Origin of the sequence: Paraburkholderia panacisoli, assembly GCF_008369935.1 — a bacterium.
Lineage (GTDB): Bacteria > Pseudomonadota > Gammaproteobacteria > Burkholderiales > Burkholderiaceae > Paraburkholderia > Paraburkholderia panacisoli.
In genome coordinates this window covers 128865-143211 of record NZ_VTUZ01000017.1, presented here as the reverse complement: position 1 = coordinate 143211, position 14347 = coordinate 128865, and the positions used below count along the sequence as shown (strand labels likewise).

The 14347-nt window shown below is 65.3% G+C and carries 10 protein-coding genes; 3 read left to right on the top strand and 7 right to left on the bottom strand.

Features of this window, described 5'->3' with window-relative positions; genetic code table 11:
* Window positions 1–152: 152 nt before the first annotated feature.
* The gene (locus tag FVF58_RS24830; RefSeq protein ID WP_149672477.1) at window positions 153–1142 is read left to right on the top strand and encodes an isopenicillin N synthase family dioxygenase; all 990 of its coding nucleotides are present in this window, start codon (window positions 153–155) and stop codon (window positions 1140–1142) included.
* On the top strand, window positions 1139–2575 hold the full coding sequence (locus tag FVF58_RS24825; RefSeq protein ID WP_149672476.1) for an FAD-binding oxidoreductase: 1437 nt from the start codon (window positions 1139–1141) through the stop codon (window positions 2573–2575). Before FVF58_RS24830 ends, FVF58_RS24825 begins: the two co-directional genes overlap by 4 nt.
* Window positions 2576–2676: 101 nt before the next feature.
* Here the strand turns inward: FVF58_RS24825 and FVF58_RS24820 are convergent, their stop codons facing one another.
* The 3 genes from FVF58_RS24820 to FVF58_RS24810 form a co-directional block, all read right to left on the bottom strand.
* Window positions 2677–3459 (bottom strand): substrate-binding domain-containing protein, encoded by a 783-nt coding sequence (locus FVF58_RS24820; RefSeq protein ID WP_149672475.1) that lies wholly within the window; start codon window positions 3457–3459, stop codon window positions 2677–2679.
* Between the two features lie 193 nt (window positions 3460–3652).
* Window positions 3653–7072 (bottom strand): alpha/beta fold hydrolase, encoded by a 3420-nt coding sequence (locus tag FVF58_RS24815; RefSeq protein WP_149672474.1) that lies wholly within the window; start codon window positions 7070–7072, stop codon window positions 3653–3655.
* A gap of 208 nt (window positions 7073–7280) precedes the next feature.
* A complete protein-coding gene (locus FVF58_RS24810; RefSeq protein ID WP_149672473.1) occupies window positions 7281–8072 on the bottom strand; it encodes a hypothetical protein in 792 nt (263 codons plus the stop codon).
* 393 nt (window positions 8073–8465) lie between these two features.
* On the opposite strand from FVF58_RS24810, the gene FVF58_RS24805 reads away from it, so the two are divergent.
* Window positions 8466–10391 carry an ATP-binding response regulator gene (locus FVF58_RS24805; protein WP_149672472.1) on the top strand — a complete coding sequence of 642 codons (1926 nt, stop codon included), beginning with the start codon at window positions 8466–8468 and terminating at the stop codon, window positions 10389–10391.
* A gap of 147 nt (window positions 10392–10538) precedes the next feature.
* On the opposite strand, the gene FVF58_RS24800 is transcribed toward FVF58_RS24805, so the two are convergent.
* The 4 genes from FVF58_RS24800 to FVF58_RS24785 all read right to left on the bottom strand — a co-directional run bounded on the left by FVF58_RS24800 (window position 10539) and on the right by FVF58_RS24785 (window position 14280).
* A complete protein-coding gene (locus FVF58_RS24800) occupies window positions 10539–11312 on the bottom strand; it encodes a response regulator transcription factor (RefSeq protein WP_149672471.1) in 774 nt (257 codons plus the stop codon).
* Window positions 11313–11666: 354 nt separating this feature from the next.
* Complete coding sequence (locus FVF58_RS24795) at window positions 11667–11858, bottom strand: hypothetical protein (protein ID WP_149672470.1); 192 nt, start codon at window positions 11856–11858, stop codon at window positions 11667–11669.
* Window positions 11833–12837 carry a cytochrome d ubiquinol oxidase subunit II gene (gene cydB, locus FVF58_RS24790; protein ID WP_149672469.1) on the bottom strand — a complete coding sequence of 335 codons (1005 nt, stop codon included), beginning with the start codon at window positions 12835–12837 and terminating at the stop codon, window positions 11833–11835. The genes FVF58_RS24795 and cydB overlap by 26 nt, the downstream gene beginning before the upstream one ends.
* Before the next feature lie 30 nt (window positions 12838–12867).
* Window positions 12868–14280: a cytochrome ubiquinol oxidase subunit I gene (locus tag FVF58_RS24785; protein WP_149672468.1), complete on the bottom strand. Its 1413-nt coding sequence runs from the start codon at window positions 14278–14280 to the stop codon at window positions 12868–12870.
* Window positions 14281–14347 lie beyond the last annotated feature (67 nt).

The following is a 14347-nucleotide window of genomic DNA, read 5'->3' as shown; positions in this document are numbered from 1 at the left end:
TACAACGGCAATGCGCGCGGCGCGTGAAGGATTGCAGGTGGTCTGCGCGTGATGCCGTCACCGCGTCGCACGCGCCGCTTTCGTCAGTCGATTGTTGTCACTCGTCGTCATTCGATTCAACCGCCCTTCAGGGCCCTTCAGGGAGCAACGCCATGCCCGTGACCCGCATTCCGATCATCGACTTCGCCGGCGTGCGCGCGGGAGACCCGCACGCGCTGCGCCGCGTGGCACAGGACATTCGCGAAGCGTGCACGACGATCGGCTTCTTCTACATCGTCAATCATGGCGTGCCGCAAGCGTCGATCGATGCCGCCGCCGATGCGGCGCGCAGGTTCTTCGCGTTCCCGGTGGAGACCAAGCGGCGGGCGGCGGTCAACCAGCGGCATCGCGGTTTCAACGCGCTCGGCGACGCGACCATGTACCAGGCGAAGCGGCCCGACTACAAGGAGTTCTTCAGCATCGGCCTCGAACTGCCCGAAGATGATCCGGACGTGCTCGCGGGCCAGGCGCTGCGCGGGCCGAACAACTGGCCGGACTTCATGCCGGAACTGCGCCCCGCGCTGTATGGCTACTATGACGCGGTCTCGGCGTGCGGCGCGGATCTGCTGCGCGCGGTGGCGGTGAGCCTGGGCGTCGACGAACATTTCTTCGCGCCGCGCTACACGAAGCGGATGCAGCGCACGCAGATGGTCTACTATCCGCCGCAGCCGCCCCAATCGGACGAAGATCAGTTCGGCGTCGCACCGCATACCGACTACGGTTGCATCACGTTGCTGTGGCAGGATCAGGTGGGCGGACTGCAGGTGCGCGAGATCGCCAACAACACGTGGGTGGATGCGCCGCCCGTCGAGGGCAGCTTCGTCGTGAACGTCGGCGATCTGCTCGCCCGCTGGACCAATGACCGGTTTCGCTCCACGCTGCATCGGGTGGTCAATGCGTCGGGACGCGAGCGCTATTCGATCGCGACGTTCTATGATCCGACTTACGGCGCGATGGTCGATCCGCGCGAACTCGGCACGAGCGAGGCCGACCTCAAATATCAGCCGGTCGCCGCGGGCGACTATATCCTCGGGCGCATCAACGATTCGATGGGCTATCGGAAGAAACACGCGGCTCAAGGCACGCAAGGGACCACTGCATGACAGATCACGGTAGGGCAAGTCGCGGTACAGCAGTCGAAACAAACGCCGCCGCGCCGCTCGCGTCGACACTCGACGCATTGCGCGCCGCGCTCGGCGACGATTCGGTGCGCACCGGCGAACAGATCGGCGAACGCGCGATGACCGACTGGACGCGTCACGACCCGACGCGTCCCGCTGCGCTGCTGTTGCCGCGCACCACCGACGAAGTCTCGCGCGCGCTGGCGATCTGCCACGCGGCGCATCAGCCGGTGGTGCCGCAAGGCGGCATGACCGGGCTCGCGGGCGGCGCGATCGCGCGGGCCACGGACATCGCGTTATCGCTCGAGCGTTTGAGCGGCGTCGAAGAAGTCGATACCGCGTCGGCGACGCTGACCGTGCGCGCCGGCACCACCTTGCAAGCTGCGCAGGAAGCCGCCGCCGAAGCCGGCTTCGAACTTGCGCTCGATCTCGGCGCGCGCGGCTCGTGCCAGATCGGCGGCAACCTCGCGACCAACGCGGGCGGCAACCGCGTGATCCAGTCAGGCACCGCGCGCGATCAGGTGCTCGGGCTCGAAGTGGTGCTCGCCAACGGCGACGTGCTGAGTTCGCTCGGCAAGATGGTCAAAAACAACACCGGCTATGACCTGAAGCACTGGTTCATCGGTTCCGAGGGCACGCTCGGCGTGATCACGCGCGCGGTGCTACGGCTGCATCCGCGGCGCGCGGCGCGTCACACGGCGCTCGTCGCGCTCGACGGCTACGCCGCCGCGGTGAACCTGCTGCGCCGTTTATCGACGCGCTTTGGCAACGACATCGGCGCGTTCGAGATCATGTGGCCGGACTTCTACGACTTCGGCGTGAAGCTGACCGGCGCGCGTTCGCCGTTCGCCGCCGCGCATCCGCTGTATGCGCTGATCGAGCACGCGAGCTTCGATGCGGGCGACCACGGCGAACGCTTCGCCGCTGCGCTGACCGAAGCGCTCGAGGCGGGCGCGATTCGCGATGCGGTGATCGCGCAATCGGTGGCCGATGCGCGCGCGTTGTGGGCGATTCGCGAATGCACTGCGGAGTTTCCGGTACGGCTCGATGCCATCAACTTCGACGTGAGCTTGCCGATCGGCGAGATCGGCGCGTTCGTCGACCGCTGCCGCGCGGCGCTCGATCGGCGCTGGCCCGGCAACGCGTCGTATTTCTTCGGGCATATCGGCGATTCGAATCTGCACGTGACCGTTGACGGTCATTCGATCGCCGGTGTCGATCATCATGCGGTCTACGCGTTCGTCTATCAGATGCTCAGGCCGTTGCACGGCTCGGTGTCGGCGGAACACGGGATCGGCTTGCTCAAGCGCGAGTTTCTGCCGATCTCGCGTTCGCCCGCGGAGCTTGCGGCGATGGCCGCGATCAAGCACGCGCTGGACCCGCACGGCATTCTGAATCCGGGCAAGCTGTTCTGAGCGCCGGCGCGGGGCGCGTAACGAGGAAGTCGTGAAGTAAAAATGCGGCGCACTCGCCGTCGGGTGCACCGAAAGTGACCCGACACGCGCCGCTCGAATCTTCAATGCGTCGCAACAGAGTCAAGCCCTGTCGATTTGACTGCCGCTTGCGCATCGGGCGACGCAAGGTAGTCGAGCAGCGCCTTCGCCTCTTTCGGATGCTGTGCGTCGACCGGAATGCCCGCGGCGTATCGCGTGACCGATTGCACCGATTCAGGAATCTTGCCGACGAACCTCGCGCCTTGCACCGGCAGCAACTCGCTGACCTGCTGGAAGCCCACCTCGTAATCGCCGTTGGCGACCACGGAGGCGACCGGAATCTTCGGCACCATATTCGCCTTGGCCTTCACCTGATCCGCGATGCCGAGCCGTTTGAACAGCTCGCGTTCGATATAGACGCCGCTCGCGCTGTCCGAGTAAGCGATGGATTTCGCGTGGAGCAGGGTTTCCTTCAGCGCATCGACCGAGCCGATATCCGGCTTTGGCGCGCCGTCGCGCACGGCCATGCCGATGCGCGAATCCGCGAGTTCGACGCGGGAGCCCGGAATGACCTTGCCTTGCTTGATCAGATCGTCGAGCGCATAGCCGACCATGATGACCACGTCGGCGTGTTCGCCGCGTTCGAGCCGATGAGGAATGGCTTCGGGCGCGTTGCCCATTGACGGGCCGAGGATGGTGTCGAGCGTGTTGCCCGTGGACGCGGTGAACTTCGGGCCGAGCAGTTGATACGCGGCAGTGAAGCCACCTGAACTCATCACGTGAAGCTCGGCCGCCTGCACGTTCGCGGCGGCGACGGTGCTGCCCAGCAGTCCTGCGGTCAGCATGGAGAGAAAGAAGGATTTCATCGGAATCAGCGTGATCCTGCGAAGTGGGTAAAAGCGGGAATGAAAGGCGGGCGCATCAGTAATGAAGCGCGTGGCGGCCGCCGCTGCGCAGGGTGAACCATACCGCAGCGCGAGCCAGAGGAGAACCCGCCGCGTCGCGGCGAAGCTTCGTCGCGCGGGCGGCGGGCGAGTGCGGATCGAAGCAGGGCGCTGGTCAGTGCGCGTTCAGATACCGCGCGATCACCGGATAAACGTCCACCGACGCGTCCTTGCCGAAAATACAGTCGATGTGTCCATAGCCCGGAATCAGATGCCGCTCGTAGGGTTGTTCGGGGAATTGCTTGACGAGCATGTCGAAAGTCAGCTCGGTGCTTTCCGGCAGATAGGTTTCGTTTCTATCGCCGTGGATGAAGCCGATCGGCAGGCGCATGCCCGCCAGGCCCTTCATGCCGCCCGTACCGGTCAGATAAACATCCTTGCCTTCGGCATCGACGACCCGGCCCGCGCGCACCATCGCGGCCAAGTGCTTGAAGACCTCGACATCGTGCACGCCGAGCAATTCCTGCAGATTCGCATGGAGCGTCTCGTTCAGTTTTTCATGCTCATAGAGCAGGCCGTACAGAAAGGTCGCGCGATGGCAGATCGGGTTGCCGCACTCCTCGTCGTCATCGATCGGATAGAGGCGCAGCGCTTCGTCGAGCAGGTTCTGCGGCCACGAGTCGTCCTGCGTATACGCGGTCAGATCGCGTACGTTGAGATACTGCATGATGTCGGGGATGTGCAGGCCGGCCTTGATCTTTTGCAGCGTGCCCGGCACCGGATGCGTCGACACTTGCGAGATGACCGCCGAACGCACGCCTTCGAGCCCAGACAGCAACGACATGCTCAACGCGAGCCCGCCGAGGCAGTGACCCACCGCTTGTATCTCCTGCGCGCCGGTCAGTTCGCGGATCTTGGCGACGGCGGCGGGGATGTCCTCACGGGCGACCTTGTCGACGTTGGTCGGCACCAGCACGCTCGGCATTTCGATGCTGACGCGCAGATCGACGAGCCACACGTCGTAGCCGGCCGCGCAGAGATATTCGACCATGTTGGTCGCGATCAGGTCGGTGGAGAAGATGCGGCTCGACACGCCCGAGCCATGAATCAGCAGCACGGGGCGTGTCGCGTTGCGGGCGGGGTCGACGTAGCGTGTGAGCCGCAGCGTGGTTCCATCAGGCGTATCGAAGAAAACGACTTGCGGCGCCGGCGCGCGCAGCGCCCGCTTCAGACGCGGCGCCGGCTTCGGGCCGAGGAACTGCAACGGCGCCGCCACGCCGCCGTATTCGTCGAACAGCACGCCCGCGAAGAACTTGCCGAACTTCAGCGTCCATTCGAGGCGCGTCTTCAGATCGGGCGCATGAGTGACTTCGAGCGTGCGTTGCTGCTTGAGGAAGTTTTCGGGCGTGATGATCAGCGTCGCCTTGCCGATCACCGGCGCGTCGGCCTGTGGCGACTCGCGAAGCTCGGCGTAGAGCGTATTGGTCTGCTCCCACAGATTGACCGGCGACGTGCGCGTGATGATCTTCTGGCCGCTCAGATAGTACGTCTTGCCTTCGACGGCATTGAGCGTCATCCGGTAGTTCATGTCGCGCTCGTCCACGTCCGATGCGTCGACGACGAACAGATTGAACGTGCCTTCGGTGATCGTCATGGGTTGCGCGGACAGAGCGCCGCAGGTCAGCGTGCCCGCTGTGCGGGCGAGATGCTGCGGATTGCCGATCATCTCGGCAAGATCATCCGATTCGACGGTCAGCGTGAACTCGATCGGGCTCGTGACGGCGTCGCCTGCATCGCCTGGAAGGACCGGCGTGTAGCTGCCGACCATCGTCTCCGTGAAGCGCAGGCCGATCTTTTGCTCGGGCGGCGGCACAGCGGCGCCCTTGGACGCATAGTCGATCGTCCAGCCATGCGAGGCCGCGAGCAGCGCGCAATTGCGCTCGGCCAGCGCGGAAATGGTCAACAGCGGATTGACGCCGAGCGACATCGGCATCACCGCGCCGTCCATCACATACAGGCCCTCGTGCACCGCGTTGCCCGCCGCGCCGCTGAACACGCGGCCCATATGATCGATTACGCCGTGTCCGGCATCCTCGCCCATTCCGCAGCCGCCGAGCGGATGCACGGTGACGGTCTGGTTGCCGAGAATATCGGTGGAAATCGGATTGCGCAGGTATTTGCCGCCGAGCGGCACGGTCGCCTGTTTGAGCGCGTCTTCGACCGTTTGAAAGATCGGCTGCTTGCCCGCGTTTTCCCACGCGATGCGCGCGCGGCCTTTGTCGTCGACGCTGATCTGGCCGCTTTCGTCGTCGTGCGCCATCACCAGGTAGCTTTGCGTATGGTTGAGCGCGCCGTGATACGGACCGCGCAGCAAACTCTCGATCACTCGCGCGTCATAGGCGAGCCGGTCATGCAGCGAGCGCGGCCCGCCCACGTCCTCGCCTTCGAGCGGCGCGGCGGCGCCGAGCATGCCGATCAGCGCCGCGCCGACCGGCCCGGCGAGCGAGCCTTCTTCGATCACGTAGCCATCGGTCACGTTAGCGGTGCCGCGATTGTCGATGAGGCCGGTGATGGTCGGGCCGACCGGCGCAATTTCGCCTGGCTCGTGCGAGCCCCAGCCGACGCCGTTGATCGTGTCGTCGGTGTTGTACGCGAACGCGAGCACGTCGCCATTGCCGGTGAAATGCCGGCCGAGCATGTCCGAGGTGCTCAGCCCTTCCTTGCGCGAGCGCAGCAGCAAGGCGGTCGAGCCGATCGTGCCGGCCGACACGATGACGATATCCGCGCTCACGAAGAGGTTGGGCGCGTCATAGCTTTCGCGTCCGAGCTGCACCAGCTGGAAGCTCACCTTCCATTGCTTCGAGCCGGGCTCGCGCGTCACCGAATGCACCGCGGCGCCCGTGAAAATCTGCGCGCCGTGCGCGACCGCATCGGGCAGATAGTTCATGTGCGTCGAATTCTTCGCGTCGTAGTTGCAACCCGAGTTGCAATCGCCGCAACCGACGCAGGCCTTCTGCTCGACGCCGGCGGCGTTCGCGCGCTGTTCGAAGGTGACGGTGATCGGCGGGCGGCTGAAGCGGTCGGCCATGCCGAGCGCCTGCGCGGATTTTTCGAGCGCCTGCAATTTCGGCAGCAGCGGGAAATCGTCGGGCACGCTCGACGGTTGCAGCATCGCGCGCGCCAGCGCATAGCCGTGATCGCGGCCCGGCTTGTCGGCGCGCAACGCGGCCGGCCAGCGTGCGTCGTCCCACAGGCGCGGGTCGGCTTCGAGCGCGACGTTCGCGTTGATCAGCGAGGTGCCGCCGAGGCCGCAGCCGACCACCGCGTTCACGTCCTCGTTCACGTGCACTTCGATCAGCGCGAGCGGCGAGCCGATGTGCGCGGCGGCGGTGTTGTACTGGATCTGCGTGACGCCCTGAAATGGCGTGCGCGGAAATTCGCCGGCCATGAATTCACGCCCGCGTTCGAGCACGCACACGCTGCGGCCTGCGCGCGCCATGCGGCTCGCGGCGATCGCGCCGCCGTAGCCCGAACCCACCACGACCACCTCGTAATGATCTTGCAGCGCCGTCGGGGCGCTCGATAAGCGGTTCATCAGGACCACCTCGTCTGGAATCGAATGCGGGGAACGGAGGCCGGACTTCGGAAGGAAGACGGTGCGCGGCGGCGGCTTTTTTATCGTAGGCGGTGCGGGGTCACAAAAAAAGCGCGCCGTGGATGGCGCGCGACCTCCTCACGGCCTCTGCGGCATTCGCACGGCGTGTTGCCGAGCCGCGCAGGCGAGGCAGGTTGGTCAGGTTCTTTTAGGCCGCTGCTTCATTCATTTCGCTATCGCTCGATTCGGCGGCGAGCAGGTTCAGCGCGAGCAGAATGGCCGCGCGATTGTCGATGTCGATCGCGATGCCGAGCACGTCCGTGAGCCAGCGGCCGATCTTGGTATTGGAAAAATCCTCGGCGCCGCCCGTCTTTTTCATTGTGACGCCGAGCTTGACCGCGCGATAGTGATAGGAGGGCACCCGATGCTGAGCCGCGACCGCCGACAGCCCGCCTTTGCCTTCCGAGCACCAGCCAAGGCTGCCGGCCAGCACGATGCGCTCAGGCTCGTCGAGGCTTTCGATGAACGCGCGCGCCGCGAACCGCACGCGCTGTTCGTCGAGCCCGTATTGCAGCAGCACGCTTTCCACTGGGTCTTCCAGTGCATGCGCGTGCAGATCGATTTCCTGCGCCATGCCTTCGTTTTCCATCGACACGTTGCGTTGATGGCCGGCGCTGCGCAGACAGTCGATCAGATAGCGGCGGAAATACGCGCACACCGCGTAGCCGTTGGACGGCGCGCTCTCGGCGCTGGCGTGGGTTTCCGTGTGGCCCGGCGCGAGCCGCAGCACTTTCGCGTAGATGAACTGGGCGACCAGTTCTTCCTTGTCCTCGCCGAGCGCCTGCAATTCCACCGGGTGATAGGTGCGCAGCGCCCGCTTCACCAGCTCGACCATCGACACCATTTCATCGGCCGACAAGCGGGTGCGCCGGCGCCACAGGTCGGGCAGGATCGCATCGTCGAGATTGCGGACGAACTCGTAGCTTGGAACTGCGCCCATGAAAACCTCCGTCTGGGGGTAAGGCAAGGAGCGCGGTGAGCCTGGGCTGCAGGCCGGTACCTCGACGATGAAACTTGAAGCCGCGCTGGAACGTGAATCCAGTATGGTTTGCGGCGCCGCCCGCGCCTATATGGATTAAGTGCTAGCTGATGGGTAAACTGCCGGGTAAACCTTCTGACGAGAGAGCGCTTATTCGTCTGATGAGAGGGCATCGGCGGCACCGGACCGCCGCCCCGTGCGAGTTGCTCCGCCGCTGCACAATCACCCCGCACCGGATGCGGTCCTGCCGCGCAGCACGCGCGGTTCGACCCGCCCGGGCCGCCGGACGCGCCCGATGCGCCGGGCTTGCGCGCCCCTCACCGAAATTGCCGTGCCCGACAAGGAGACCGCTCGATGCGGGCCGACCCGATCCAGCGTGCCATCGACGAAGATCTGGTGCGCGTGCTGTACGCGCAAGATCCGATCGCTTTCTTTTCGCACTGGTTTTCGATCGCGGTGCTGGTGGCGATCTATTGGCCGAGAATCCCGTCGCCGCCGCTGTTTCTCGCGTGCTTCAGTTTCTATGCGGCGGCCAATTGCGGCGGCCTCGCGCTGTGGATCTTCAACCGCCGCTATCCGCATCTCGTCTCGCCGCGCGACTGGATTTATCTGCACGCGTTGCGCGGCGTGCTGTTGTACAGCGGGCCGGGTTTCGCGGTGTGGTTCGCGTTCCAGAGCCCGCAAACCGATTTGCCGCTGCTCCATACGGTCATGCTCGTCACGTTGGCGGCCGGCGTGTTCATGTCGAACGGTTTCGACCTCCTGAACTTTTCCACCGCGATTCCATTCCTGCTGTTTCCGTCGATCGTGCTGCATTTCGGCTCGCACACGTTCGACCGCACGATCCTCGCGATCGTCCTCGCGTTCTTCTTCTGCGCGATCAACGTGTATGCGATGAGCTATCGCAAGCTGTTCCGCCAGGTCGTGCAGGCGCGGGTCGATCAGCAGTACCTGGCGGAATCGCTGGCGGCGCAGAAGCATGTCGCGGAAGAAGCGAGTCTCGCGAAGACGCGCTTTTTCGCGGCCGCCAGCCACGATCTGCGGCAGCCGCTGCATGCGATCGGCTTGCTCGCGGCCTCGCTCAACGACACGGCGGCGACCCCCGTGCAGCACGCTAAAACCGCCGAACACATCGTCTACAACGTCGAGGCGCTCAATCAGCTGTTCAACCAGGTGCTCGATCTCGCGCGGCTCGAAAGCGGCGTGACCCAGGTGATCCGCCTGCATTTCCGGCTCTCCGAACTGTTCGAGCGGGTCGGCAGCCAGTACCGCCCACAGGCCGCGGCCAAGGGACTCGCACTGCGGATCGCGCCGACCACGATGGTCGTCTACGACGATCCGGTGCTGCTCGAACGCGTGCTGAGCAACCTGCTGTCGAACGCGGTGCGCTACACCGAGGAAGGCGCGATCTGGCTGGGCTTTCGTCGCGCGGGACGGGCGACGGGCGGCTATATCGAAGTGCGCGATTCAGGCATCGGCATTGCCGCCGAAGAGCATGCGCGCATTTTCGAAGAGTTCTATCAGGTCGCCAATCCGCAACGCGACGCACGCCAGGGCCACGGCCTGGGTCTGCCGACGGTGAAGCGGCTGGTCGACATGCTCGGCGGCGAACTGCAATTGCGCTCCGCGCCGGGCCGCGGGTCGGTGTTCCGGTTCCCGGTGCAGGCGGGCGACGCTCGGGGGATCGTTGCGAGCCTGAACGAAGCGGTGGCGGGCGGTCCGTCGGCGCAGGGGCGGCGCGTGCTCTGCATCGACGACGAACCGTCGATTCTCGAAGGACTATCGAGTCTGTTGGGGCGATGGGGTTGCAGCGTGCTCGGCGCGCGCGACGAGGCCGAGGCGCTTGCGGCGCTCGAAACCGGCTTCGTGCCGGATGCGGTGCTGTGCGACTACCAGCTGGCGAATCACCGGACCGGCGCGCAGGCGCTGACGGCCGTGCGCGGCGTGCTCGCGCGCGCGGGGCACGACAACGCGGTGACCTTGCTGATTACCGGTGACATGGCATCGGCGGAGTTGGCGGCGCTTGCTTTGCAGGGCATTCCGGTGCTGCACAAGCCGGTGACGCCCGCACGCTTGCGGCGCACGCTGGAAATGCTGTGGCAGCAGGCGGAGCTGGATAAGGGACGGGCGGTGGGGACGCTGGCGTTGCGCGAGGACGTAACGGGCGATGAGGCGCGCAGTGGCGCGACGCCGCGCGCGGCAGGGGACGCGGCGAGTGGGGCGGCGCGTGCTGCGGGGGGCGGCTCGCAGGCGCCGTCGCGCAGCGAATCGCACGAATAAAGGTGGCGAGCGGCAGCGTTGGCTGTCGTGGCCGCGTGTCGCCGTGCTTTTGCTGCAAAGGGCGCAAGGGCAGCAAGCGCCGCAAGCGGGACAACAAGAATCCAGCGAGAGGACGACGGCAGGACGCTCACCAGCCCAGCAAGAACCCTACAAAGTCTTCCCCGCCTCCAGCCACCCATTGATCACCGCGATCGCCGTCGACCGGTTATGCACGCCGAGCGCCCGGAAGATCACCGACAGATGCACCTTGACCGTGCCTTCCGCGACGCCCAGTTCGCGCGCGATCATCTTGTTGGTCCAGCCGCGATGCACGAGCCGCATGATGTCCTGCTGACGCGGCGACAGATTTTCCAGCAGATGCTGCTGATGCGGCTGTAGCGACGGCACCAGCGTAATGGGTTCGGTGAGGGATTCGGCGGGCGCGCCTGCGCCCTGGCCTGCGCCGTCCTGCCCACGCAATCCGGCGAATCCGGCCGCAGCCGCATCGCCACCGCCGGGCGCCACCCGCGTGTCGCGCGAACCCAGCAGGCTCAACGCTTCCATCGGCACATAAGCGCCCCCCGACAACACCAGTTCGATCGCCTTCAGCATCACGCTGGCCGGCTGCCGCTTCGGCACGAAGCCGAGCGCACCGGCGGCCAGCACCGCGCGCATTTCGTCCGGCGATTCCTCGGCGGACAGCACGACCACCGGCAGCGCAGGGTTCGCCTTCAGCAGCGCTTCGAGCGAAGTCGCGCCGTTCATGCCCGGCATATGCAGATCGACGATCGCAAGATCGTGGTCGGCATCGGGCCGCGCGGCGGTGGCGAGGGTTTCCCAGCTATCGGCTTCGTCGAACTGCGCGTCGGGATCGAAACCGCGCAGCATGCCCTTGACGCCTTGCCGGATCAGTTCATGGTCGTCGGCCACAAGAAACTTCATGATGTCTCCGCGAGTCGGGCCTGCCCGTTGTGGACTACCGCCGTAGTAGGGTCTCGTTGTACTTCTATGCTCGTGAACCGCATCATGGCCGGCTACCCCGCGTTTGCTGCGCCGAGCGGCGGCGCGGCGCGCCTTGCGGCGGCCCGCGCGAGTGGCGCCCTATCGTTGCGTTCGCCGGCTGCTTCGATGCGCCACGTCACGTGTAAGGCAGGTCTCCCCGCGCATAGGTTCCGGCTTGCTACGTAGACGAGCCGCGCGGGCATTTTTTTGAAGGCGTACTGATAGCTTTGCGCAGCTCATGCGCGCGGGCCGAAAGCACGCGCCGGCCGCTTCCCGGTCGCGCTTCGGCCACGTCTATTTGACTGCGAACAACGTCGCATTCATCAGAAGCTTGAACGCGAATCCGAGCGACATCGCCGACCCGACGCCGAAGCACCACAGCGCGATGAACCATAGCCAGCCGGGCAGTTTGCGCGCCGGCACCGGGGACGCTTGAAGGACGGCGGGCACGCCGCGCCGTTCAGTGATAGTGATGTTGGTCGCCATGACGCACCTTGCCTCGAAATACCCAATAACCCATCGTCGTATAGGCGATGATGATCGGCAGAATCACCGCTGCGCCGGCCAGCGTGAAGGTCTGGCTGGAGCGCGGCGCGGCGGCTTCCCACAGGGTCATGCTCGACGGGATCGCATACGGCCACAGGCTCACCAGCAGCCCCGCATAGCCGAGCAGCACCAGCAGCAGCGCGAGCGCGAACGGCGTGTTGTGATGGCGCTCACGCACCGCGCGATGCATGAAGAACGCGCAGATCGCGACGAGGAACGGCACCGGCAGCAAGCGGTAGAAGAGGCCGTCATGGAACCAGCGTTGCGCGATCGCCGGATCCTGCAAGGGGGTCCACAGGCTGACCATCGCGATGAACCCAAGCAGTACCAGCGTGAGCGGCCACACCACGCGATGCAGCCGGCGTTGCAGATCGCCTTCGGTTTTCGTCACGAGCCAGCAGCAGCCGAGCAGCGCATAGGTCACGACGAGCCCGAGGCCCGTGAGCAGGCTGAACGGCGTGAGCCAGCCGAAGGCGTCGCCGGCATAGCTGCCGTCGACCACCGGGATGCCTTGCAGGAATGCGCCCAGCACGATCCCCTGGAAGAACGTCGCGCCCGCCGAGCCGCCGATGAACGCCAGATCCCACAGATGCTTCGTGCGATTGGCCTTGGCGCGGATCTCGAACGACACGCCACGGAAGATCAGGCACACGAGCATGAAGATCAGCGGCAGATACAGCGCGGACAGCACGGTCGAATACACCAGCGGAAACACCGCGAACAGCGCGGCGCCGCCGAGCACCAGCCAGGTTTCGTTGCCGTCCCACACCGGCGCGACGGTGTTCATCATCAGGTCGCGTTCCTTCTCGTCGGGGAAGAACGGGAAGACGATGCCGATGCCCAGATCGAAGCCGTCCAGCACGACGTACATGAAAAGGCCCAACGCGATGATCGCGGCCCATACGACGGTTACATCCATTTTCTTTCTCGCAAGCGGTTGGGGTTGGACTCAGGCGGCGTCGATCAGCTGATCGGCGGCGGACAGGGGGCGGCGCGCGGTCTGGTTCGGCTCGTGGCGCGGCACACCGTGCGGCGTGTGTCCCGGCAGTGCCGGACCCGAGCGCATCAGCTTGAGCATGTAGTAGATGCCGGTGCCGAACACGAGGAAGTAGACCGCCACGAAGGCCATCAGCGAGATGCCGACCTGCTGCGTGGTCAACGGCGACACGGCCTGCGAAGTGCGCATCACGCCGTACACGACCCACGGCTGGCGGCCCGCTTCGGTGGTGACCCAGCCGGCCAGCAGCGTGATGAAGCCGGTCGGGCCCATCGCGACCGCGAAGCGCTGGAACCACTTCGATTCGAACAGGCGTCCGCGGCGGCGCAGCGCCCATGCCGCGAGCGACATCACGATCATCAGCACGCCGAGCCCGGCCATGATGCGAAAGCTCCAGAACACCACCGTCGAGTTCGGGCGGTCTTGGGGCGGAAATTCCTTGAGGCCGCGAATTTCGCCATCCCAGCTATGCGTGAGGATCAGGCTGCCCAGATGCGGAACCGACACCGCGTAACGCGTGGTCTCGGCCTTCATGTCGGGAATGCCGAACAGGTTCAGCGCGGTGCCGCCTTTCTCGGTGTCCCACAGACCTTCGATCGCGGCGATCTTGGCCGGCTGATATTCGCGCGTGTTCAGACCGTGCTGATCGCCGACGAACGCCTGGATCGGCGTGAGGATCAAGAGCAGCCAGAGCGCCATCGAGAACATTTTCTTCACGGCCGGATCGCGCCGTCCGCGCAGCAGATGCCATGCGCCGACCGCCGCCACCACCAGCCCCGCGACGATGAACGCCGCGAGCGCCATGTGCGCGAGCCGGTACGGGAACGACGGATTGAAGATGATCTTGAACCAGTCGAGCGGCACGACGTGGCCGTTCACGACCTCGAAGCCTTGCGGCGTTTGCATCCAGCTATTGGATGCGAGAATCCAGAAGGTCGAGATCAGCGTGCCGATCGCCACCATCAGCGTGGCGCCGAAGTGCGCGCGCGGACTCACGCGCTGCCAGCCGAACAGCATGATGCCGAGGAAGCCCGCTTCGAGGAAGAACGCGGTCATCACCTCGTACATCAGCAAGGGGCCGGTGATGGGGCCCGCGAAACTGGAGAAGCCCGACCAGTTGGTGCCGAACTGATAGCTCATCACGACGCCGGAGACGACGCCCATGCCGAAGGCCACTGCGAAGATCTTCGACCAGAACAGGCAAAGGTCTTTGTAGTACGCCTTGCCGGTTTTCAGCCAGCGCCATTCGAGCACGGCGATGAAGCTGGCGAGGCCGATGCTGAGCGCCGGAAACACGATGTGAAACGAGACGGTGAACGCAAACTGGATGCGGGCGAGATCGAATGCCGATAGTGCGGAGTTCATAAGCGTGTTGTGCGTGAGAGCCGCCTGGGCGGACTACGCGCGTCGACCGGTGTCGGTGCGCACTGCG